At 67.2% G+C, this 22,115-nt stretch carries 24 protein-coding genes; 14 read left to right on the top strand and 10 right to left on the bottom strand.

What is annotated here, in order from left to right; all coding sequences use genetic code 11:
• Positions 1-42: 42 nt before the first annotated feature.
• Positions 43-2,601 carry a hypothetical protein gene (locus AB0L53_RS42465; RefSeq protein WP_364007148.1) on the bottom strand — a complete coding sequence of 853 codons (2,559 nt, stop codon included), beginning with the start codon at positions 2,599-2,601 and terminating at the stop codon, positions 43-45.
• Between the two features lie 525 nt (positions 2,602-3,126).
• On the opposite strand from AB0L53_RS42465, the gene AB0L53_RS42460 reads away from it, so the two are divergent.
• Both AB0L53_RS42460 and AB0L53_RS42455 read left to right on the top strand, forming a co-directional pair.
• Entirely contained in the window at positions 3,127-3,546 is a 420-nt protein-coding gene (locus tag AB0L53_RS42460; RefSeq protein ID WP_364007145.1) for a DoxX family protein, read from the top strand.
• Between the two features lie 66 nt (positions 3,547-3,612).
• Complete coding sequence (locus AB0L53_RS42455; RefSeq protein WP_364007142.1) at positions 3,613-3,768, top strand: hypothetical protein; 156 nt, start codon at positions 3,613-3,615, stop codon at positions 3,766-3,768.
• Here AB0L53_RS42455 and AB0L53_RS42450 read toward each other — a convergent pair whose 3' ends face one another.
• From AB0L53_RS42450 to AB0L53_RS42440, 3 genes are read right to left on the bottom strand one after another with little or no spacing between them, the layout of a single operon-like run.
• Positions 3,769-4,659: a serine/threonine-protein kinase gene (locus AB0L53_RS42450; protein WP_364007139.1), complete on the bottom strand. Its 891-nt coding sequence runs from the start codon at positions 4,657-4,659 to the stop codon at positions 3,769-3,771.
• A gap of 14 nt (positions 4,660-4,673) precedes the next feature.
• Entirely contained in the window at positions 4,674-4,895 is a 222-nt protein-coding gene (locus AB0L53_RS42445) for a hypothetical protein (protein WP_364007136.1), read from the bottom strand.
• A complete protein-coding gene (locus tag AB0L53_RS42440) occupies positions 4,892-5,257 on the bottom strand; it encodes an STAS domain-containing protein (protein WP_364007133.1) in 366 nt (121 codons plus the stop codon). The genes AB0L53_RS42445 and AB0L53_RS42440 overlap by 4 nt, the downstream gene beginning before the upstream one ends.
• A 224-nt stretch (positions 5,258-5,481) precedes the next feature.
• On the opposite strand from AB0L53_RS42440, the gene AB0L53_RS42435 reads away from it, so the two are divergent.
• A complete protein-coding gene (locus AB0L53_RS42435) occupies positions 5,482-5,739 on the top strand; it encodes a hypothetical protein (RefSeq protein ID WP_358542190.1) in 258 nt (85 codons plus the stop codon).
• A 72-nt stretch (positions 5,740-5,811) separates the two neighbouring features.
• Here AB0L53_RS42435 and AB0L53_RS42430 read toward each other — a convergent pair whose 3' ends face one another.
• Together AB0L53_RS42430 and AB0L53_RS42425 are read right to left on the bottom strand one after the other, a co-directional pair.
• The gene (locus AB0L53_RS42430; protein WP_364007130.1) at positions 5,812-6,069 is read right to left on the bottom strand and encodes a lipopolysaccharide assembly protein LapA domain-containing protein; all 258 of its coding nucleotides are present in this window, start codon (positions 6,067-6,069) and stop codon (positions 5,812-5,814) included.
• A gap of 465 nt (positions 6,070-6,534) precedes the next feature.
• Positions 6,535-6,828, bottom strand: a complete 294-nt coding sequence (locus tag AB0L53_RS42425) for a hypothetical protein (protein ID WP_364007127.1) — start codon at positions 6,826-6,828, stop codon at positions 6,535-6,537.
• Between the two features lie 384 nt (positions 6,829-7,212).
• Between AB0L53_RS42425 and AB0L53_RS42420 the strand changes: the two genes are divergently transcribed.
• From AB0L53_RS42420 to AB0L53_RS42395, 6 genes are all read left to right on the top strand, one after another.
• Complete coding sequence (locus AB0L53_RS42420) at positions 7,213-7,524, top strand: UBP-type zinc finger domain-containing protein (protein ID WP_364007124.1); 312 nt, start codon at positions 7,213-7,215, stop codon at positions 7,522-7,524.
• 100 nt (positions 7,525-7,624) lie between these two features.
• Positions 7,625-8,593 carry an acyl-CoA desaturase gene (locus AB0L53_RS42415; protein ID WP_364007121.1) on the top strand — a complete coding sequence of 323 codons (969 nt, stop codon included), beginning with the start codon at positions 7,625-7,627 and terminating at the stop codon, positions 8,591-8,593.
• A gap of 333 nt (positions 8,594-8,926) precedes the next feature.
• Positions 8,927-9,100: a CsbD family protein gene (locus tag AB0L53_RS42410; protein WP_364007118.1), complete on the top strand. Its 174-nt coding sequence runs from the start codon at positions 8,927-8,929 to the stop codon at positions 9,098-9,100.
• Between the two features lie 110 nt (positions 9,101-9,210).
• Positions 9,211-9,408 (top strand): hypothetical protein, encoded by a 198-nt coding sequence (locus AB0L53_RS42405; RefSeq protein ID WP_364007115.1) that lies wholly within the window; start codon positions 9,211-9,213, stop codon positions 9,406-9,408.
• A 98-nt stretch (positions 9,409-9,506) separates the two neighbouring features.
• A complete protein-coding gene (locus AB0L53_RS42400) occupies positions 9,507-10,481 on the top strand; it encodes a LysR substrate-binding domain-containing protein (protein WP_364007112.1) in 975 nt (324 codons plus the stop codon).
• 217 nt (positions 10,482-10,698) lie between these two features.
• A complete protein-coding gene (locus AB0L53_RS42395; RefSeq protein WP_364007109.1) occupies positions 10,699-10,995 on the top strand; it encodes a GlsB/YeaQ/YmgE family stress response membrane protein in 297 nt (98 codons plus the stop codon).
• Positions 10,996-11,304: 309 nt separating this feature from the next.
• Here AB0L53_RS42395 and AB0L53_RS42390 read toward each other — a convergent pair whose 3' ends face one another.
• The 3 genes from AB0L53_RS42390 to AB0L53_RS42380 all read right to left on the bottom strand — a co-directional run bounded on the left by AB0L53_RS42390 (position 11,305) and on the right by AB0L53_RS42380 (position 15,268).
• Positions 11,305-12,072, bottom strand: coding sequence for an SDR family NAD(P)-dependent oxidoreductase (locus AB0L53_RS42390; RefSeq protein WP_364007106.1), 768 nt, complete (start codon positions 12,070-12,072; stop codon positions 11,305-11,307).
• A 54-nt stretch (positions 12,073-12,126) separates the two neighbouring features.
• On the bottom strand, positions 12,127-12,321 hold the full coding sequence (locus AB0L53_RS42385; protein ID WP_364007103.1) for a hypothetical protein: 195 nt from the start codon (positions 12,319-12,321) through the stop codon (positions 12,127-12,129).
• A 187-nt stretch (positions 12,322-12,508) separates the two neighbouring features.
• Complete coding sequence (locus AB0L53_RS42380) at positions 12,509-15,268, bottom strand: AAA family ATPase (protein WP_364007100.1); 2,760 nt, start codon at positions 15,266-15,268, stop codon at positions 12,509-12,511.
• Positions 15,269-15,538: 270 nt separating this feature from the next.
• Between AB0L53_RS42380 and AB0L53_RS42375 the strand changes: the two genes are divergently transcribed.
• The 5 genes from AB0L53_RS42375 to AB0L53_RS42355 all read left to right on the top strand — a co-directional run bounded on the left by AB0L53_RS42375 (position 15,539) and on the right by AB0L53_RS42355 (position 21,087).
• Complete coding sequence (locus AB0L53_RS42375; protein ID WP_364007097.1) at positions 15,539-17,197, top strand: tannase/feruloyl esterase family alpha/beta hydrolase; 1,659 nt, start codon at positions 15,539-15,541, stop codon at positions 17,195-17,197.
• Between the two features lie 284 nt (positions 17,198-17,481).
• Positions 17,482-18,237 (top strand): SDR family oxidoreductase, encoded by a 756-nt coding sequence (locus AB0L53_RS42370; protein ID WP_364007095.1) that lies wholly within the window; start codon positions 17,482-17,484, stop codon positions 18,235-18,237.
• 147 nt (positions 18,238-18,384) lie between these two features.
• Positions 18,385-18,618 carry a hypothetical protein gene (locus AB0L53_RS42365; protein ID WP_364007093.1) on the top strand — a complete coding sequence of 78 codons (234 nt, stop codon included), beginning with the start codon at positions 18,385-18,387 and terminating at the stop codon, positions 18,616-18,618.
• The gene (locus AB0L53_RS42360) at positions 18,608-20,353 is read left to right on the top strand and encodes a ferritin-like domain-containing protein (protein WP_364007090.1); all 1,746 of its coding nucleotides are present in this window, start codon (positions 18,608-18,610) and stop codon (positions 20,351-20,353) included. Before AB0L53_RS42365 ends, AB0L53_RS42360 begins: the two co-directional genes overlap by 11 nt.
• Positions 20,350-21,087 (top strand): SDR family NAD(P)-dependent oxidoreductase, encoded by a 738-nt coding sequence (locus AB0L53_RS42355; protein ID WP_364007087.1) that lies wholly within the window; start codon positions 20,350-20,352, stop codon positions 21,085-21,087. Before AB0L53_RS42360 ends, AB0L53_RS42355 begins: the two co-directional genes overlap by 4 nt.
• On the opposite strand, the gene AB0L53_RS42350 is transcribed toward AB0L53_RS42355, so the two are convergent.
• Entirely contained in the window at positions 21,059-21,778 is a 720-nt protein-coding gene (locus AB0L53_RS42350; RefSeq protein WP_364007269.1) for a sigma factor-like helix-turn-helix DNA-binding protein, read from the bottom strand. The genes AB0L53_RS42355 and AB0L53_RS42350 overlap by 29 nt on opposite strands.
• Positions 21,779-22,115 lie beyond the last annotated feature (337 nt).

Genomic DNA, 22,115 nt, shown 5'->3' with positions numbered 1-22,115 from the left:
TATGTCCGGCTGAGCATCCAAGGGCGGCCGCCCGCAAGACCTTTATGTGCTCGGGCAGTCGAACGCGTCCTTGGGCCCCCAGGTGGTCCTGAGGTCATTGGTGTCGCGCTGCCCGCACTCCATGACGATCGATGGTCCCGAAGGCGTCGCGCGGAGCATCAGGAACCGCTTCTGGAGAGGCGCGGGAACCGCGGTCGCCCACGGATCCTTGACGAAACGGATGATCCCTGTCGCGCCCCGAAGCCCGGACTCTCCTCCGATGCGGTAGCGGAAATGGCTGGCCACTGATCCCCTCCCGCAGCCGGCCGGCCCGTTCTCCCGGCACACGGTGTTGATTCCCGACACCATGGTGACGAGACCGTCATAGGCAATCGGTCCTCGCCAGTTGTCGTACCAGGGGTCGTTGGTGGTCTTGTACAGGTCCAGGTAACGGTGGGCGTAGTCATCCCCGGCGCTGTTGGGCGGGCTGCTCGGCAGCGCGTGCGCGGAGTAGAAGAGCGTCACGCCGGCGAAGTCGGTGGGAAATCGCTCTTTGAGGACGGCCGTGGTCGAGATGTCGCCACCGCTGACCACCGTGAACGACGCGGGGCAGGCGGCGCTGTCCTTGGCCGCGACGAGAAAGTCCCGCAGGCGCTCCCCCCTGCCGGACCAGAAGACCACGGTGCGGTCGTCGGCACTTTGAGCCAGTTGCGCGCACGCCTTTTCGAGCAACTCCGAGTCGCTGGTCACGAACGTGCCCGCGGGATGGACGGACGTCGCCGATCCCGGCGGCGGGAACCAGATGACGTGAGCCTTGTCCATGGGGAACTCGGTCACGAGGTCCTCTCCGAGCCGGAGGCTGTAGTTGTCAGTGGGGTCGCCGATGACCAGTGCTTTGTCAGCGGGGACACAGCGGCCGGATTCACCTGCCCGGATGATGTTGGCCTGTCGAGCGAACGCCGCGAACATGCGCGCCTGGTACGGGTTGTCGAAGGAGATCTGATGGTAGAGCGGATGGGCCTGCATATCCTCGGAGGTAGCGCCCATGCCGAGGATGGGCAGCCCGCCGTCGCCGAGGGTCTTCAGGGCCTCGAGTGTCTGCTGTCTGCTCTCGCCAAGCCCGATGACACCGAGGACGGTCTCGGTTGACTGCCGCACCACCTGCTGAGCGATCTGAGGCGCTTGGGCATAGTCTTTGCCGGCCTCCCGGATGTCGACGATGACGAAGACGTTGCCCGAGAGCTGATCCTTCGTTCGCGGATTGCCCTCGGCGAGTTCGTTCATCTTCCGTTGCGCCAGTCGGATGCCGTGCAGTTCTGGGATCACGCCGTTGTAGGCGACTCCGGCGTCGAAGGCGCCCGCGACGCCGGAGCCCAGGTAGACGATCCTCTTGATCGTGTATCTCATGTCGGGGTTCTTACTGGCCAGGCCCCTGACCCGGGTGTTCTCGTCGTCGATCGCCTGCTTGTCGGCGTTGTAGAGACGGGTCGCCTCCTGAGAGGAGAGCAGGCCGACCGGCGTGGTCGCCGTCGCCGCATGACCAGCGGTCTCGCCGAGACAGGTCTCATCCCTGGACCAGGGCCAGAATTGGAAAAGCCGCGCGGCGCCGAAATAGCCACCGACGGCGGGGATCACGATCTGCAGGACAGCGACGACAACAACCAGGGCGGAGCTTCTCAGCCGCACCGGAATCTTGTACGCGCCGGCGAGCTTCTCCGCGGTGGCACCCGCCGCTATGTCCCTCGTCGTCACCTGAAGCTCGGTGTCTCCGTGCAGGATGAGACGGAGCGTGCCCTCCGCGAGATTCGGCGCACCCGCGGCTTGACCGGATCGAGCGAAAATCACGGTGATGTGTCGCGCTTTGGTGTCCTCTATCGCCTGCCGAACGAGATCAGCGAGCTCGTCGCCGTTCTTGATGAACAGCATGAATCCGCTCTGCCGGCGTCTCCGCCAAGGAGACAGACACGGGGTGAACGCCGCGTCCAGATCGCACAGGAGCGCGCGCAGAAGCACGCCTTCCTTCTTCTGCTCATCGCTGCCGCGCATGATGGTCGCGGCCTGCTCGAAAAAATCCCCGTGGCTTCCCCCAGCGAATTTCGCGAACCAGTTGCGGCGCATGCGATGTCGCCATGCCCCGCCGAACCGCAGCTGTTCGAACCAGCCCGCGAACACGATGACGAAGCCGACCAAGCGGATCCACCAAAGAACCGGATCAGGCGCGCCCGGAAGTTGGATGAACCGGCACAGGAAAGGGTGGAGCTTTCTGAAGGCACAATCCTGCGGATCCATTCCGGCGAAGGCATCCGACTCGAGTGCCCTGAAGACGTTGTATTGGGGGAAGCGAAGCGTGCCCCACCCTCTCGGAGCTGTCAGCCCGGTCGCGATCTGCTGCGCCACATGAGCCCGCTCATCCACCACCGCGTGCGGCACCAGCGGTGTCTTGCCCAGTCGCAGCCGGTTTGTCAGGGCATCGATGAGTACCGTGGCCGCCAAAGTGGCCGGACCGCCCGCGGCTCCCTCATGAATTCCTATGAGCAGGCGGCTCCGCCACTTCCTGCGGCGAAGCACCTTTGTGAAGACGGCTTTGGCGAAGTCGTCGAAGATCTGCTCCCGGCTGGTCATGTGGAGAAGTATTTTCCGGCAAGCGTCTGTGGCGGGTAAGAGAGGTCAAGCCGCAACACAGATGTGACGGGCACGGCCGTTTCAAGATCGGCCCCTACTGGTGGAACAAGGGAGCGGCCAATAGCGGTAAAAGCGACCTTCCACTCGGATCTCTGCGATTACCCGAAAGGTATCCAAGAGTCACATGCCCGACGAGACCACAGCATCGGCTGCGGACGGCCAACAGGCCGGCCGGGAGTGTGTTGTCCTGGCCCCGACCCAGTCATGCAGGGGTGAAAATTTCACTGACCGGCCGAGTCGGCGCGGGTATCCGACCACATGAGGCGTTTGCCGACCGTTGGGGGCGCCTTTTTCCGGGGACCGAGATTGACAGCTCACGATCAGCTTTCAGAAACTCGTTGGGAGCGCTCCCAATGTCCTTCTAGCGGGTCATGCCGTGGCACGGCATCGCGGCCGCCCTCCGCCGGGCCGGCTGCCGACATGCCATGAACCCGCTTCTCGATCTCTTTCTGGAAGGGATGCGCCATGGAGCTTCTGGCCAAGAATCAGGGACTGGTCCTGGCCCTGTACCGGTTCGTGGTGGGTCTGCTGTTCGCCTGCCACGGCGCCGCGACCCTCTTCAACGTGCTGGGCGGGCCGCACGGCCAGGCACCCGGCTTCGGGCAGTGGCCCGGGTGGTGGGCCGCGGTCATCGAACTGGCCGGCGGGATCTTCGTCCTGCTCGGGCTGGGCACCCGTATCGCCGCCATCGTCTGCTCCGGCACCATGGCGTACGCCTACTTCGTGGTCCACCAGCCCCAGGCGCTGTTCCCGATCCAGAACGGCGGCGAACAGGCCGCCCTCTTCTGCTGGTCGTTCCTGATCATCGCCGTCTTCGGGCCAGGACGCTGGGCACTGGCCACGCTGCTGCCCTCGCGAACTCTGGAGTACGACAGCGGCAGATGACCGCCCGCCGATCCCTGAGTAGCCCCGGATGGCTCCCAAACTACCAACAAGAACCTTCGCGTCTGGATGACCGGACTGCTCGCCAGCACCGCCTACAGCACGGGCCAGATGACCTACGACCTGCGATGCCTGCGACTCAACGGGCTGATCCGCCGCCTTCCCCGCTCCAACCGCTACGTGCTCACCAATGACGGGGTGCGCATGGCTTATCACCTCCGCTGATCAGGAGAGGTCGCACGTCTGCCGGCTCAGGGCCGCGCATGCCCAACTGAGCGCGGCGGAGGCCGCCATCGTTGGGGGGATGCGGTCTGCAGGCGTGTAGCTGAGCCACTGGTCAATGAGCCGGCTCAGGCACTCGGGTACGAGCGGGTTGTAGCGGTCAACGGGTTCGGGCCGGGTTCCGGCCCGCATCAGGTGGTGCACCTGCAGCGGATCGGTGCCGGCGTCGGTTTCGCGTCGCAGCGGGGCCAGGCCGGTCAGCAGCCAGTAGGCCAGGGCACCGACGCCGTACAGATCGGACAGACTGCTGGGGGCGGCGTCGGTGACGCCGAGTTGCTCGGGGCTGGCGAACCATTTGGTGCCGCCGGGCAGGACCGTCGACACGCTTTTGCCGGCCTGGTGCAGTTGTGACATTCCCCAGTCGATGATCTTGATGGTGGCGGGGCCGTCCAGGACGATGTTCTGCGGCTTGATGTCGAGGTGGATGATGTCGCTCAGGGCGGCGGCCTGCAACCCGGCCAGCACCTGGCCCAGGATCCGCAGGCTCCACCCCAGGGAGACGTCGGCGCCTGGCCTGCCGTGGAGGTGGAGGTTGAGACTGCCTGGCTGGTAGAGGGGCGAGATGAGGTAGACCGCCTGGGATCTGGGATCCTGGCCGGCGTCGATGATCTGCCCGATGTGCCGGTGGTGCAGGCGCATGCTCCGTGCTTCCCGTAGGAAGGTGCGAAACCGCTGGGGGTCGTTGTGGGCCTGGGCGAGGATCGCCACGGCTTGGATCCGGGCTTCGCCCAGCACCTGATGGCGTAGCCGATCCAGCTCGGCCGTCGCCTCAACGGGAAGGCAAGGGCGTGGCCCGGCGGTCGTCCTGGTGGCAGCGGCGGCGAGAACAGACATGTGCCGACGACGTCTCAGCGCGCTGCCGCGGAGCCGAACCCGGCCCTGCCTCGGCCCGGGGTGCCGTACATCGGGAAGCTGTGGTCCAGGCCGGTGAGGCGCAGCACTCTGGCCAGGTGCGGGCGGGGGGCGGCCAGGCCGAGGACGATGTCCAACTCGTCGCACAGGCGGACGACGGTGGCGGTGGCGGGGACGAGCCACAGACCTGTCCCGATGCGGGGATGGAGGGCCGTCATGAGGTGCTCCGAGCCTGTAGGCGAAGACCGGCCGTCTGGTGCCAGCCGGTGAGCTGGAACAGGCGTCGCAGCTGCGGGGAGGGCGAGCGCAACGTCAGAGCATGGCCGTCGCGCATACCGGCGGCGGCGGCGACCAGGGCGCGCAGTCCGCCGACGTCGCAGAACACCAGGCCGCTCAGGTCGACGCAGAAGCCGCCGCCGCCCGCCAGCGCGGCCAGTGCCCCGGTCAGGGCCGGTAGGGTGGCGTGGTCGAGCTCACCTTCGATCCGCAGGCCCACGGGATCGACCAGCGGCGTGATGCGCAAGAGCCGATCGGCGAGCGTGTCAGGGGTGCGTGCGCCGAGTGTGTCCGCGGTGTTCATGCTGGCTCCTACGGGCGGGGAGTGCGGGATAAGGTGGCCGCGGGTGTGAGGCGGTCATGAACACGTTGCGGAGGGGCGGCGTGAGCGGAGCCGTCTGGTGCGATGGTCTGATCATCTGGCGGGCTCGACCAGGTGGAAAGCGGCAATCCGCACAAGGCTTATCATCAGCCGTGATCATCGGGGCGGATCGCGGTCGGAGCTCAAGGACGGCATGGTGAATGGCGTTGACTGCTCAACCTCCGCTGCCGCCGGATCAGAACGACGGCGTGGACCAGGCTCTGACCGACGTCTTGATGGCGATCGGTACCGCTTCGCGCGCCCTCGCCTTTCAGCACGCGATGCGCATGGCCTGTCGTGGTGACCGGCAGCGGCTGGCCGCCTGTCTGGAGACGATGACGCCTGGTCGGCTCGCCGAGGTGGCCGCCGCCTCCCGATTGCTGAGCGCCGCGGCCGAGCAGACGCTCGCCAGGAGGAACCCGTAGCGCTCGGGCAGTGTCCCGCCAAGACGTGTGATCAGGAGGCGTGGTCGCCGGGGCGGGGAAAGTGTTCGCCGGTCAGCGGTTCTGACCGCGTCGCCGGCTGGCCAGACGCCGGAGTTGGGTGATGCGAGCGGTGCCGAGCACAAGAGTGAGCAGGATCCCGCTGAGCATGGCGATCAGCATCGCGACCGCGAGCGGCAGCGTGCCGTGCAGGCCGAGGAAGGACACCTGCGTGGCGGTGGTGTTCTGCAGCATGAACACGATGAAGGCGACGGACACGAGCGTGGCGACCCACACACCCGCCCAGGCCACGCTGGTACGGGTGACGGGCACCGGCCTGGAGTTCTCGGCGCTTGAGCCCGGGCCCGCGGGGCGCTCGGCCGGCGCCGGTAAGCTCTCGCCTTGAGGCACATCGGCTTCAGCCGTCTCAGCAGATGGCCCGGATCTGGTGCGGAAGCGGTGCAGGATGTCCATGACAACCCTTTCGGTGAGCCGGCCTGGCAGGCACCTCTAATGCGGCGGGATGTCGTCGTTTCCGGATACCTCGAATCTACGTCACTCACCCGGCACGCCAAGCGGGCGCTCACCAGAGCGGCCGGCCAGGCGGTCAACGCCGCACGGCCCCGTTCCGGGCCTTCGGTCATGCGGGATGTGAATCCCGGGTGCCCGGGACGCCGGCAGCTCCTTTGCCGCCCGCTCGATATTTGAAGGCCGGCATAAAAATGCCCGCGCCATGACGCGAGAATATTCTCGCACGCCACAGCACAGGCTGAGCTTTCCGCGATGTTCAGTTGATGATCAGCTCTTGTCGCGAATCACATCGTAGTTGGAGAACTCGATCGGGCCCTCGCACAGTTTGGCCATGTGCGCGTTGAACCGGTCGGTTTCCGGCAGCTTGCTGTTGTTCTGGGCCTCCTCGTAGGAGGAGAACTCCACGATGGCCACGTAGTGATCGGGTCGATCGCGGTGCTTCGCCACGACCTCGCGCTTTACATAGTGCTTGCCCTTGGCCTGCGTCCGCCACTCGTTCATGAGCGACTCGACTTCGCCGGCACGCTTGGTATCGAATTCCAGAATCTGTACGAAGCTCATAAGAGCCTCCCTTTTCTTTGGCTTGCATTCCCCATTCAATACCCATCCGCAATAAATAGCAAGGGAAATTTCGCACAACTGAGCGAATTCCACTCTCGGCATAAGATGGCAGGAGGTTTCGCACCGCTGAATTCTCCGGCCGATTTCGCTGTCCGGCTGGCCTCGAAGTCGCGATCCGGCAGGTCAAGCCGATCCGGTGGCCTCTTGAAAGATCTCCCCGCCCCTGGCAGGGCAGACATGGCGCGGCCGCGTGCTCGCAGGTGGCTATCGCCGCAGCTGATGAGGCGAGCTGGGATTGCGTGTTTCCGCCGGACGGCTGAGCACCTTGACTGGTGAGTGACCAGCTGGCGCACCTTGCGTCGCTGTCACCGTGAGGGGGTCGCGATGACCCTGGACGCACAGGGCATGGACGCGACCGACCGTGCAGGCCTGAACGGTCAGGCGCCCCGCTGCGATCACATCGACCAGCTTCCCACCGTGCGGTATGGACCGCCCGAATGCAAGGAATGCCTGGCCCTCGGCCAGACCTGGACACGCCTGCTGGTGTGCCTGACCTGCGGTTGGGTGGCCTGTTCCGACGATTCGCAGGGCGGTCACGCCAAGGCCCACTACCAGGAGACCGACCATCCGGTGGCCGCCACTCTGGGGCCCAGGTCGACCTGGCGCTGGTGCTACGTGCACCGGCGGACGGTATAGATGAGGAGAAAGCTACTTCATGACTGTTTCCGAACGACCGGTTTCTGAACGACCGGTTTCCGAACGACCGGTTTCTGAACGAGCGGTTTCTGAACGACCAGTGAAACGTCGGCAGGACTACGACGGCACCTCGCCGTTCCCCGGGGCCGGAGAGCACGTGCCGGCCGGGCGGGCGCAGATGGCGCTGACCTCGTCGATCGTGATCGCGCCGTTCGCCGCGCTCGGCGCGGTGATCTACCTGGCGTGGGGGCAGGGGGTCGCGCTCACCGACCTGCTTCTGGCCGCGGGCTTCTACGTGGTGACCGGGCTCGGGGTGACGGTCGGCTTCCACCGGCTGCTCACCCATGGCTCGTTCACCGCCCGGCCATGGCTGCGCGTGACGCTGGCGGTCGCGGGGTCGATGGGCTTCCAGGGCAACGTGATCGACTGGGTGGCGGTGCACCGCCGCCATCACGCCTTCACCGACCGACCGGGCGATCCCCATTCGCCCTACCGGTACGGGACCGGCCTGCGTGGGCAGCTTCGGGGGCTTGCCCACGCCCATCTGGGCTGGCTGTTCGCCGACGATCAGACTCCGGCCGAGCGTTACGCCCCGGACCTGCTGGCCGATCCTGCCATGACCCGGGTGGCCCGCGCCTTCCCCGCGCTGTGCGTGGTGTCGCTGGCACTGCCGTTCCTGGCCGGGTGGGCGATCACCGGCACCCTGTACGGCGGCCTGACCGCCTTCCTGTGGGCCGGGCTGATCCGCATCGCGTTGCTGCAGCACGTCACCTGGAGCGTCAACTCGCTGTGCCACCTCATCGGCAGCCGGCCGTTCAAGACCCGCAACCACGACCGGGCGACGAACCTGTGGCCGCTGGCCCTGCTGTCGTTCGGCGAGAGCTGGCACAACGGCCATCACAGCGAGCCGACCTGCGCCCGTCACGGTCTCGACCGGGGCCAGATCGACCTGTCCAGCGGGGTGATCCGCCTGTTCGAGCGGCTGGGCTGGGCAAGTGACGTGCACTGGCCCGACCCCGAACGCCTCCGGCACCGCCGTACCGGCCCGCTCTCACCGGCCGGAGACTGACCGATTCCCCGTCAATCCCGCTGCCGCGGATCCTCGTGTGGCTCTCCCTTACCGTGATCCTCACCGTTCTGGCCACGACCACGATCGCCGGCTTGGCAGCGCCCCGGCGCGAGAGGCAAGCGCCGGACGGCACGGCATCCGGCATCCAACCGCCCGCACAGCTCGTGACACAGACAAACAGGACATTCCACGATCACGATCCCGGATACGCCCAGCGATCATCGGTTCCGGTGATAACCGGCGCCGCCATTGCTCGTTTCCCCCCATCAGGCCGGGACGGACACTGGGCTTCCAAGCCGCCTGACCGCGGCACAGCAGTGAAGGAAGATCACGATGAGTCTGCGTTCGGAAATCAGCAACAAGGTCCAGGTCCTCAAGGGCTGGGTCAGGCAACTCTTCGGCCGCCTCACCGGCGACCGGCGCCAGCAGAACGCGGGCAAGAGCGATCAGGTCGCAGGCAATCTGAAGCAGGCCGGCGGAAAGATCTGGGACGCCTTCAAACGCTGACCCTCCGCTTCGACAACCGCTCGGCGGCTACGGAGTCGAGGTCGGACGCCGGCGAGCTCCGCGATGACCCCGTCCACCCCCGTGCAAGCACGAAGATGGAGGTAGAACCGATGCGCATAGCATCAGGAGCGCTGATCCTTTGGCTGATCGTCGGTGCCGTCGCCGCAGGCCAGCGCAACTACTACACGGGGCCGGTGGAGAACTGCAATCAGGTGGCCACTATCGCGGTGACGATCCTGGCCGGCCCCCTCAACTACTTCGGCATGAAGCCGCAGATCGCCTGCCAGACACCTCAGCCCAGCAAGTAGGGCCCGGCTCGCCTCCAGAAGTTCACCCGCCCACGAGGAACCTAGAGTGGGAGACGACAGTCCGCATCGGCGCCGCCTGGGCAGAGAGGGTGGCGGGCATGGAATTACGGCAGCTACGGTATTTCGTGACGCTGGCCGAAGAGCTGCATTTCGGCCGCGCGGCCGCCCGCGAGCACATCGTGCAGTCGGCACTGAGTCAGCAGATCCAGCGGCTCGAACGCGAGCTGGACGTGCGACTACTGGACCGCAGCACCCACCACGTCGACCTGACCCCGGCCGGTGCGGCCTTCCTCGTCGAAGCGCGCCAGATCCTCGATCACGTCAGCCGAGCCGCGCAGGTCGCGCGCACCGCCGCCGCCTCGGCGCCCACGCTGCGCGTCGGCATCATCGACGCCGGCTACGACACCATGCCGCAGATCCTGCGCGAGCTCCAGCGCAACCATCCCGGCATCACGATCCACCAGGTCGAGGCGGGCACCCCAGAGCAGTACCGGCAACTGGCCGACGGCCGCCTGGACATCGCCATCGGACACGCCTCCCAGACCCCGGCCGAGGTGACCTCCAAGCTCATCAGGCTCGATCCGCTCGGCGTGCTGGTACCCGACGACCACCGCTTCGCCGACCTCGACGGCGTGCCCGTAGCCGCCCTCGCCGACGAGCTGCTACTGCTCGGCGAGGAATCGCAGACGCCGGAGCTCAATCAGTTCGTCCTCGCGCTGTGCCGCTCGGCCGGGTTGGCGCCCACCCTCTACGAGGGCACCGTCGAAAGCTCCCGGGCCGCTGCCGACCTCGTACTCCAGCATCGCTGCGTGCACTGTGTCCCCTCCTCGTTCCGCTCCTCCAACCGGCCGGGCACCACCTGGCGGCCTCTGGCCGACCCCGCGACGCACTACCCCTGGTCGCTGCTGTGGCACGACGCCAACCCTTCCCCGCACATCGCCATCGTCATCGACATCGCCCGGCGGCTGGCCGAACGGCTCGACTGGCTGGAGCCCGTCGCCCCGGCCGCCGAGCCGGCGTCCGGCGAAGGTGCTCCGGCAGCCACCAGCCGCCGCAGCGATGATCCGTTGTGACGCGCCGGGCTCAACCCTGGTCGCGCCGCACCCTGGTGATCGGTCCTGGAGATGAATCCTTCACATATCGCCGGTTTCTGCCCCATTACGCAGGGTGTTGGCTGGAAGTGTTCGACGGTCGGTGCCGCCAATCATGCGGTGGCCGGCCTCCTGCTTCGACCGGTCCGGAAGACCGATCCCGCGCAGACATCGACGCACCGCCACAGGGAGTTCGGTCATGGGCATCATCGCTTGGATCATCCTCGGACTGGTCGCCGGACTGCTGGCCAGAATGCTGGTCCCCGGCAAAGACCAGCAAGGCTTGATCATCACCCTCGTACTCGGCGTCGCCGGCGCGCTGCTCGGCGGTTTCGTGGCCACCAAGGTGTTCCACGTCTCGGGCATCCAGGGCTTCTTCAACCTGTCCACCTGGGTCTGCGCCATCGTCGGCGCGGCAGTCCTGCTGCTCGTCTACAACCTGATCACCGGCCGGCGCACTGGCCCTCGTTCGGGCCGCTGGGCCAGCCGCCGATAACCCCGCCCAGCACGCCCCTCACCCCTTCCCCGTGCTCACACGCCTGCCGCGGCGGGGGTGGGGTGTGATGCACATCCCCGCGGCCATCCTCGTCGGCGCCATCCTCACCTTGGACGATCGTCCCTGGAAGAGAGGGGAGGCGCCGAGACGGTGGTCCTGGCGCTGTCGTCGACCGTTTGCGGATGATCCTTCCCAATGCCTTCCCAGGGGCCGCGTTGCTGGATACGGGTGGGCCGGCGAGGAGCCGACGATGAGATGACGAGCGTCGCCGGCACTGACCACCGTAGGCTCGCGCTCGAGTAGACGCGGCTACCGTGTTTGGTCGCCTGCACGAACCAGCATCTCGTTGACGGCTACCCGCCGCTCTCGTGTGACGATGTAGCTGATTGCGTCCGCGATGTCCTCCGGTCGCAGCGCTTCGATGCCGTCGATCGGTTGGCGGGTCGCGTCCCGGGTGGCGTCGCTGAGATGGTTCACCGGTTCGGTGTCCACGATTCCGGGCTCCACCACGCTGACCCGGACGCGTTCGCTGAGCAGTTCCTGGCGAAGCGATTCGGTGAACGCGTTCAGGCCGAACTTGGTCAGGCCGTAGACGCTGCTCCCCGGCCGGGCGACTCGCCCGGCCGTCGAGCTGATGTTCACCAGGTCCGCCACCTGCCGTGGGGATGTGGACGCCGCGTAGATCAGGTGCGGGATGGCGGCGTGCGTGACGTGCAACAGCGCCGCCACGTTGAGTGAGATCATCCGATCCCACTCCTCGACGGTGGTGTGCAGCGCCGAGTTGAGCAGCATGATCCCGGCGTTGTTGACCAGGATGTCCAGACGCCCGAACCGTTCCAGTGTGTCCTGCACCAGATCGTCGGCGCGTTCGGGTTCGGTGAGGTCGGCTTCCAAGGCGACCGCCTCTCCGCCCAGCTTCGCGATGTCGCTCGCGACCTGGTCCAGGCGGTTGCGGCGACGGGCGACCAGGGCTACCGCCGCGCCCTCGCGGGCGAGGCGGCGCGCGGTCGCGGCGCCGATTCCGCTGCTGGCGCCGGTGACGAGCGCGACGGCTCCGTCCAGCGGCCGATCGTACATGACTGCCTCATTCCCTCGGGTCGAGGACGACGCGGAAGCAGGCGTCGCCGCAGATCATTTACCGTTGCCGTCCGGGTCGCTGAACGAAAGGAACGAGCCCTGGCTTCTGCGCTGTGGATCCGGACCGGGCACCCGGGCGTCGGTTCCCGCGTGACAGAAGACGCCGATGGCGTCCAGCGCCGTGTAGAAGTTCTTGGCCCGGTTGGCGTCCGAGATCGGCAGCACGACGCCTTCAAGCTTCATGTCCATGATCGCTCTTCCTGCGCTCGGACGAAATGCCGACACGACGAGACTCACGCAGCCGGCTGCCGGGTCGCACCAGGGAGTGTCACCGGTCGACCGCGGCCAGGGCAGGCCCGGGTCGGCGCGACCGCCGCCGAGACCGACCCACGCCACGACGTAGACGGCGGCCGGAGGCTCAGCCCCAGAGCTTCGGTCAGGGATGCTCGCCGCGAGACAGGACGTCGCCAAGCTGCCTCCGCGAGCCGATCCCGAGCTTGGTGAAGATCTTGCGGAGGTGCCACTCGACCGTACGCGGGCTCAGGAAGAGTCGAGCCCCGATCTCCAGGTTGGAAAGGCCGTCCCGCACGAGCAGGGCGATCTGTTTCTCCTGCGCCGTCAACTCGCCACTCGCCGAGGTCTCGTTCTTGCGCTTGCGGACGGTCTCGCCCGTGGCGAGAAGTTCGCGGCGGGCACGCTCGGCGAACGCCTCCATCCCGATCGACATGAACATCTCGTACGCGGTACGCAGGTGAGCCCGCGCCTCGACCCGCTGACGGTCTCGGCGCAACCACTCGCCGTACAGCAGGTGAGCGCGCGCCAGTTCGGGGCGCAGGATCGTCCGGCCCAACCGCTCGATCGCCTCGCGGTAGAGGTCGCCCGCGGCGGCGGCGTCGCTCAGCAGCGCGCGGCAGCGAGCCAGGATTCCCTGTGCCCAGTCCGTGTCACACGGTTCTGCCGCGTCCGCCAGACCTTCGAGCGCCCCACGGGCGGCCGTGTCGTCTCCCACGCGCGCCGCCGCCTCGACGAGCTCGGGCAGGGCCCATTGGGAGACGATCAGGTTGGCGCTCCGGGTGGTGGCCTGGGCCGCCGGCAGCGCTTGCCCATAGCGGGCGAGGCCGTTGTAAAGGACCGCGGCCGCCCAGTGGGCGGACGCGACGCCGTTCAACTGACCGCTGGCACCGGCCTCCTCGATCGTGGCGGCGATCAGTGCCGAGGCCTCGGCTTCCTTGCCCTGCATTGCCGTCAGCAGGAGCTGGGTGTGCTGCGTCATGGGTACGCCCGTCGCATCGGCGACGGCTTCGGATTGGGCGGCGAGCGCGGCTGCGGCGGTCAATTCGCCGCTCAACAAGATCGGTATCCCCAACGAGTGGAGGTACAGGGGAATCTCGGACAGGGCACCGGCCGTGCGCACCTCCTCGAGCGCCCTGGCCGGCGCCTCGGGCATGATCCGGTCTTCCCAGAGGAGCGGGCTCACGCCAAAGGCCGCCCAGCCCCATTTCAGGAGGTCCTGTACGGGATAGTCCGTGAACGCGATCTGCGCCCTTCGCAACGTGGGAAGCGCGGCGCTCCGGCCGTCGGTGATGAGCAGCGCGTAGCCCTCGAGCACGAGGTCGAGGGCACGCGGACTACCTTCGGGAGTGGGGAGTTCCTTCACTGCCCGAGAGATGGCCATGAGGCTGTCCCGGTTTGCGGCACCGAATGACGCGGCACTCCAGGCGATGAGATACGTCTCCCGCGCCAGGTCCATGTCGAAGGGCTCCAGCCGCTGCGCGGCTGTCAGCAACATCAGCGGCGCCTCGTTGTTGAAGCCGGCCGCGAACGTGATGTGACCGCGTGCCAGGTGAGCTCGTACGCGTTGGAACTCGCTCTGGGCATCCCGGTCGGCGATGTCGGCGAATCGGCGCGCGGCTTCGATGTCGCCCGCCCGAAGGCTGGCGTCCGCGGCCGCCAGGGCGCGTTCGGCGCGCCGCGAGGGGTCGATGGTCAATGCCACGGATCGCTGCAGGAACGCCGCCGCGGCGGCCAGCCCACCGCGCGCCTGCGCACGGCCGGCGGATTGTTGTAGTTCGGCGGCTACGCTCTCATCGGGTACTGCCGTCGCGGACGCGAGGTGCCAGGCACGGCGGTCCGGGTCGACCTGCGCGTCGGTGACCTCCGCCAACGCGAGATGGACCGCACGGCGATCCCTCGCCTTCGCCGACCCGTACACGGCCGACCGCACGAGCGGGTGACGGAAGATCACCCGTACGTCGAACGACAGCAGCCCGTCCGTCCCACTCGCCAGGGCCGTCGCCGGCGTGATGCCGAGCCGTTCGGCGGCACGCCACACCAGCGAGGGGTCACCGACCGGCTCGGCGGCGGCGATGAGCAGGAGCAACTGGGTCTGCTCAGGTAAGTCTTGGATTCGGGCCAGGAAGCTCTGCTCGATCCGGCCCGGCAGCGTGTCGGCGTCCAGGAGGCCGAATCCGCCCGCCATCTGGGTCAGGGCCAGCTCACGCGGTAGCTCCAGTAAGGCGAGCGGGTTGCCTCTGGTCTCGGCCACGAACCGATCGCGGATGTGCTGATCGATCCGGACGTGCGTCACCGAGTTCAGCAGGGCGTGCGCGTCCGCGGCCGTCAGCCCGGTGACCTCCAGTTCCGGTAGTCCGAGCAGGTCCTGAACCCGCTGGCGAGATCCGAAGACGAGGGCGACCGACTCCGCCAGCAGTCGCCGGGCGACAAACCCGAGGACCTGCGCCGAGGCTCGGTCCATCCACTGCGCGTCGTCGACCACGCAGAGCAGGGGACCCCTCTCCGAAGCGTCCGACAGCAGACTCAGTACCGCCAGCCCGACCATGAAGCGTTCGGGCGGCGTACCCCCTCGCATCCCGAACACCGTCTCGAGCGCGTGGCGCTGCGGCGCGGGAAGGTTCTCCAGCCGATCCAGCAGCGGCGCACATAACTGATGCAATGTGGCGAAAGCCAATTCCATCTCGGACTCGACGCCGACCGCACGCAGCACCCGCATGCCGGTCGCCGAGTTCTCCGTGTACTCCAGCAGCGCCGATTTTCCGACTCCTGGCGCGCCGTGGACCAGGAGCACGCGGCTCTCTCCCATGCGGACGGCCGCGATCAGCTGATCGAGGAGAGCACACTCCGACCCACGCCCGAGCAACCCGACGCTATGTCCGACGCCCCGCTTACGTTGGTGCACAGTCCCCCGCTTTTTGCCCCAATTGCACGACTCTGCATACACCCAAGAACGCGCCAGGCCAAGTTCCCGGACTCGGGGTTTCGACGACCGAGCTGCCATGAAGTACACGTGACTACGTTCGACCAGGTCAGTGGCGATGATTGGCCGACTCGCACGAACCGCCTCCCGCGATCCTCGGCGCCTGCGCCGTAGCCGCTCTGCTCGCCATGAATACATTTGGGTGCTCACGATCATCGGCAGGAAGCGGAGTCGTACTCCGCCGGAGGACAGATGAAGAGACACATCCTCGCGACCACCATCACCACGCTGACCGCGACATGCCTCGGAATGCTTCAAGGCCCCTCCCCGGCCGTCGCCGCCCCGATCGCCGACCCGGCGCGGGCGACCGTGTCGGGCGCCGCGGCCAGGTGCCCGTCGCTCACCAGGCTGCGCTTGGACGCCACGGACATCGGCCTGCCCACCCGCGGTGGCGAGGTCGACTCCGCGACGCTCAACAGCGCCGACCCGGCCGGCGGCCGGCCCGAGTTCTGCCTGGCCCGGGGCAGGGTGCACAGCTTTGATACCAAAGCACCCGACATCAACTTCCAGGTCAATCTGCCGACCTCTTGGAACAGGAAGTCGGTGCAGTTCGGCGGCAGCGGCTTCAACGGAGTCGTCATCACCGGACTCGACGTGGCACCCGGTTTCGTCAATACCGATCCGGCGCACGGAGAGCCGCCGATCAACCGTGGCTACGCCACGTTCGGGAGCGACGGAGGCACCGCCGTGGGCACTGGCCCCACCGGATCCTTTGCTTTGAACAAGGAGGCGCTCGCCAATTGGTCCGGACAGAGCGTCAAACGCACCCGTGATGCTGTCATCGACCTCGTGAAGAGGTACTACGGTGAGCGGCCCAGCAAACAGTATTACGTGGGAGCCTCCAAGGGAGGACACGAGGCACTCGTCGCCGCCCAGCGATACGGTGCGGATTACGATGGGATCATCGCCTACTACCCGGCCATTGAGAACCAGGCGATGGTGCTCAGCTGGCACCACATATGGCAACAGGCATACAGCCGTCCCGGCGGCTATCTCAACCCCGCCAAGCAGCAGCTGGTCGCCAACGCCGTGTACGGCACGTGCGACAACCTCGACGGTGCCGTCGACGGAGTGATCTCCAATGTCCGGGGCTGCGACGATGCTTTCTCCGTCGAGTCGCTACGCTGCCCCGCTGGAACCGACAGCTCGGACACCTGTCTGTCCGAGACTCAGATCCAAACCCTGCGGACAGCGGCCTCTCGCTACACGTTCGCGTTCCCACTGGCGAACGGAGTCGCCGGGATAGGCCCCTATCCCGTCTTGCGGGGCGCCGACCTCGCCCCCCTGATGCTCGACAGCGCGGGAAATGGTGAAGCCACCGGCTACCACGCACTCTTCGGACCGGTGATCCGTTACTTCATCGAGCAGGACGCCGACGGGCCCCTGGCGAATTTCGACTATCGACAGTACGAGAAGCCGATCAAGGAGCTGTCCGGGCTTCTCAACGCGACGAACCCCGACATCGACCGTTTCGCGGACCACGGCGGCAAGCTCATCATCGTCCAGGGCACCACTGACATGGCGGTCCCAGAAGCGTTGACCAACGCCTACTACGAACGGATGGCCGAACGCTACGGCCCATCGATCCGCCGCTTCGTGCGCTACTACGTCCAGCCTGGCTACGCCCACGGGAGCGGACGCTTCGACCTGGCCTGGGACTCTCTCACAGCCCTGGACGACTGGAGGAGCCGGAACAACCCGCCGGCCAATCCCGTGGCGACCGACGCCAACCCCGCCACAAAGAACCGCACACGGCCCTTGTGCGAATACCCGCTGTGGCCGAAGTACAGAGGCCACGGTGATGTCGGCCAGGCCAAGAACTTCTCGTGTGCCGGCCAAGGGCCACGCTGACTCCGACATTCATCGTTTGCCGATCACGCTGCCCTCGTGAGGGGACGGCTGGGCGGCCGCACTCCGCGGCCGCCCGGACTCACCCGGGGCGCCGCGCTCCCGATCACGCGCAAGCCGTCGCATGACCGGTCAGTCAGCGGTTTCAGCGCAGATCTTGGTCGTTGTCGATGACGTCATCAGCGGCCGGAAAGAAATTTCGCGGCGGCTGTCACAAGCCTGGAGTCTGTCCGGTCTTAGCTGGCGACCGGGTGGCAACGGGTGGCCCGGTGGACGAAGGGATCGCGATGAAGATCGTGGTAGTCGGCGGGACGGGCCTGATCGGGTCGAAGCTGGTGACGAAGCTGGGCGAGCATGGTCACGAGGCGGTGGCGGCGTCGCCGAACACCGGCGTCAACACGCTGACCGGCGAGGGACTGGCCGAGGTGCTGCTGGGTGCGCAGGTGGTGATCGACGTGTCGAACTCGCCGTCGTTCGAGCGGGCGGCGGTGCTGAAGTTCTTCGAGACCTCCACGGGCAACCTGCTCGCGGCGGAGGCGGCGGCGGGTGTGGGGCACCACGTCGCGGTGTCGATCGTGGGCACGGAGCGGATGCCGGACAACGGCTACTTCGCGGCGAAGATCGCTCAGGAGCAGCTGATCGAGAAGTCAGGGATCCCGTTCTCGCTCGTGCACTCGACCCAGTTCTTCGAGTTCGCCCGCGGCATCGCCGACGAGGGCACGGTGGATGGCAAGGTGCACATGGCGCCCGTGCTCTTCCAGCCGATCGCGGGTGACGATGTGGCACAGGCGGTCGGCCGGACCGCGGTCGGATCGCCGCTGAACGGCAGAATCGAGATCGCCGGACCCGATCAGTTCGGGATGGACGAGTTCTTCCGCCAGGCGCTGGCCGCCTGGGGCGACTCGCGCGAGGTGGTCACCGACCCGCACGCGCGCTACTTCGGCAGCGAGTTGAGCGAGCGGTCGCTCGTTCCGGGTGACGGCGCCACCCTCGGCACGATCCGCTACCGCGACTGGCTCGGCCAGAACGCGACCGGAAAGTAGCCCCAGGCGCACGAGCGGCGCGGCACAACCGTCACCTGCCGTGGCAGCGCGAGTCCGGCCGCACCGGCCTGGCCGGCCGAGGTGTACGAGAGCGCGCAACTGATCCATGCGGTCAGCCGGACATTCACTCGAACCACGTATGGAGGAATGATGAGCGCTCCGAGCGGCGAGGACGACTCTCTACACGAGCTCGAAATCGAGATCGAGGCGGAAGTGATCCTGGCCGAGTCCAGTCATCCGGAGGAAGCCGTAAGCTTGTCGGTCACCGAGTGGCTGTTTGATCCGACGGATGTCGAACGCGAGGAGATCGGCCTGCGGGGTCTGCTCGACGCGGTGGAGGTGCTGGAGGACGGCTCAGGGTCAGGCGATCATGCCGCGTGAGACGCGGATCGACACGCTCGACAGTCTGCGTGAGCACCTGCAGTGGGCGATCGAGCTGGAACACGCGACACTGCCGCCGTACCTGTGCGCGCTGTACTCCCTCGACCCAGAACGCAACCCCGAGGCAACCGAGGTGCTGGGCAGCGTCTTCGCCGAGGAGATGCTGCATCTGGCACTGACCGCCAACCTCCTCAACGCCGTCGGCGGCCAACCCCGCCTCGACACACCAGGGATGCTCCCGCCCCACCCCCGGAAACTACCCCACAGCGACCTGGAACTGTCACTCCTCCCCTTCGGCCCACAAGCCCTGGAGATGTTCCTACGCCTGGAACAACCCGCACCACCCGACGCCCCCGCACAAGACGACCACTACCAGACCATCGGCCAGTTCTACGACGCCATCGAACAAGGACTACGCCACCTGTGCCGGCAACTTGGCGAGCAGGAAGTCTTCTGCGGCGACCCCGCCCGCCAAGTGACCGGCAGCCACTTCCGCCACACCGCGGGATCGCTGTTCGCGGTGAAGGATCTGAAATCGGCATTGGGAGCACTGGAAGAGATCGTCGAACAAGGCGAGGGCACCGCCCGCGGCGAAGTCTGGGACGGCGACCAGGACATCTTCCACCCCGATCGGGACGAGGTCGCCCACTACTACCGCTTCCAGGAACTCAAACTCGGCCGGCGCTACCAGCGCGGCGACACCCCACAATCCGGCCCCACCGGCGAAACATTCTCCATGAACCTCGCCACCGTCCGCCCCATGCGACACAACCCACAGCCAGCCGACCCGGGCAGCACCATCCGCAAGGCCCAGGACGAGTTCAACCACACCTACTGCGCGATCCTGCATCTGCTGGAGCAGGCCTTCAACGGCAACCCGAAACTACTCTCGGTCGCCACCGGCACCATGTACGCGCTCAAGGCCCAGGCACTGGCCCTGATGGGTATGCCCGACGGCGAGGGCACCACGGCCGGCCTCACCTTCGAGTACGTGGCGCCCGAACGCCGCCGGTGGAGTGTCGGCGACCAGCGGCGAATCGTCGTCCTGCGCGACGGCCCGTACGTCGTGTACGGAGGCATCCCACTCCGGCGCAAACGCAAGATCGTCTCCTCCGAGAACAACGCGCTGACCTGGAAGACCGCCGACGCCATAGCGACCGAGGACACCTACGCGCTGTGCCGCTGCGGCCACTCGGGCGCCAAGCCGTTCTGCGACGGGACCCACGCCGTGGTCGGTTTTGTCGGCACGGAGAGCCCGGTCATGCGTCCGTACGAGGAATTGCAGCACGTGCACGACGGTGCGGGCATCTCGGCGCAACGGGTGGGCGAGTTGTGCATCCACGCCGCCTTCTGTATCGGCCGCACCAGGCCGATCGCCGAAATGCTCGCCGACACCGGCGACAGCGACGTGCGCTCGAACGTCATGGGCCGCATCGACCATTGCCCCTCCGGCTCCTACAGCTACACCCTCGAACGCGGCGGCGACCCGATCGAGCCCGACCTCCCGCAGGCCATCTCGGTCCTGGAAGAAGAGGACGAGCTGGCCAGCGCGCTGTGGGTCACCGGCAAGGTCCCGGTCCTGCGGGCCGACGGCCAGCCAGTGGAGACCCGCAACAGGATGACGCTGTGCCGCTGCGGCCATTCCGGCAACAAACCGCTGTGCGACGGCACCCACCGAAAGATCGACTTCCGGGAGGAAATCCCGGCCCGAACAGATGAAGGAAACACATCATGAGCAACACGTTGAATGGAAAGGTCGTCCTGGTCACTGGAGCGTCGTCGGGCATCGGCGAGGCTACTGCGCTGGCCTTATCAGCGGAGGGGGCCCGTGTCGCGGTCGGGGCCCGGCGCGCCGACCGGCTGGAGGCTCTGGTGGGCAAGGCGCCCGGCGAGATGCTGGCCCTCGATCTGGACGTGGCCGACCCAGAGTCGGTGCGGGCCGCGGTCGCCAAGACCGTCGAGCACTTCGGCGCCCTGGACATCCTGGTGAACAACGCCGGGGTGATGCTCGCCGGTCCGATCGCGGGTGCGGACACCACGGAATGGACGCGCATGATCGACACCAACCTGCTCGGGTCGATGTACATGGTCCACGCGGCGCTGCCGCACCTACTGGAGCGCAAGGGCGCCGTCGTGCAGGTCTCCTCGACCTCGGGCCGGATCGCGTCGGCCGGCAACGGCGCCTACGCCGCGACCAAGTTCGGCATCAACGCCTTCTCCGAGGCGTTGCGGCAGGAGGTCACCACCCAGGGAGTGCGTGTCGTGGTCGTCGAGCCCGGCTTCGTCGCCACCGAACTGGTCGACCACATCACGCACCCCATGATGCAGGCCGCCGCGCAGAACATAGCCGCCTCAATGCGAACCCTGCAGCCCGACGACATCGCCAATGCCGTCGTGTACGCGATCAACCAGCCGGAGCACGTCGCGGTCAACGAGATCCTCATCCGCCCGACCGACCAGACTCAGTAGGCGAGTGACACGGAGATGACGGCCCGACCACCTGGGGGGCGACGTCGGCGGCGAGCAGTTCTTCCAGCTCGGCGAGGTCACCGGTCTGCGCGGCGGCGAGGAACGTCCGTACGAGGCGCAGGTGCGCGGCGGCGCTCACCGGGTGGCATCGCTCGCCGGCGAGGTGGTCGCGGCCGCGCCGCACGAGTTGCCGCGCGTGGTCTTCGCCCAGGTGGAGGATCTCGGAGATCCGGCGATAGGGGTAGTCGAAGGCTATGCGCAGGAGATAAGCCGCCCGTTCGGCGGGGGTCAGTCTCTCCAGCAGCAGCCGGATCGCGGTGTCGACCGCCTCGCGTCGTTCGGCCGCCGTCTCGGGGCTGACAGAGCGGTCCGCCGTCTCGGGAAGCCAGGGACCGGCGGAGGTCTCGTGGCGCTTGCGGGCGGACTGGGCGACGTTGAGGGCGAGCCTGGTGGTGGTCAGCGCGAGGAATGCGGGCGGGCTGATGACGACCGAGCGGTCGGCGCGGGCCCATCGCAGCCACGTCTCCTGTACCACGTCCTCGGCCTCGCCCACGTCTTGCAGGACGCGCAGACCGATCGCCAAGAGCCGGGGCGCGGCACTGACGAACGCCGAAACGGCTCCTTCCCATCTTCTGAACGCCTGGTCGTCGGTCTGCTCCGGGTGATCTCCGCGCGACTCCAACAGGTTCATGGTCACGATCTCGACTCCGTTCGCACCCCAGCATCCGGCGATGCCGCTGTGCTCACGGTCGTTTCTTGAACCCCTCCATCGCGCCCTGGGGAGAGCCTGGTCGGTACCCTGGCCCGGGCCACTAGGGGCTGGTGGTAGGTACCCAGCCTCGTCGTTCGGTCAGGTCCACGGCGGCGCCACCGGGACCTCAGCCGTAGCGCACGCCCCCGCTGTCACGAATCCAGGGGCTGTCCGGTCTAAGTGGGCGAATCACTCCGAACCGCCCACCTTCCGAAGGCCCGCGCGGACGACGCGCCGAGACCCGCAAGTTCCGTACGGAAAAACGACATAGAAACGG

The organism is Nonomuraea sp. NPDC052129 (genome assembly GCF_040680095.1).
Taxonomy (GTDB): domain Bacteria; phylum Actinomycetota; class Actinomycetes; order Streptosporangiales; family Streptosporangiaceae; genus Nonomuraea.
This window is presented reverse-complemented; position numbering and strand designations above follow the sequence as displayed.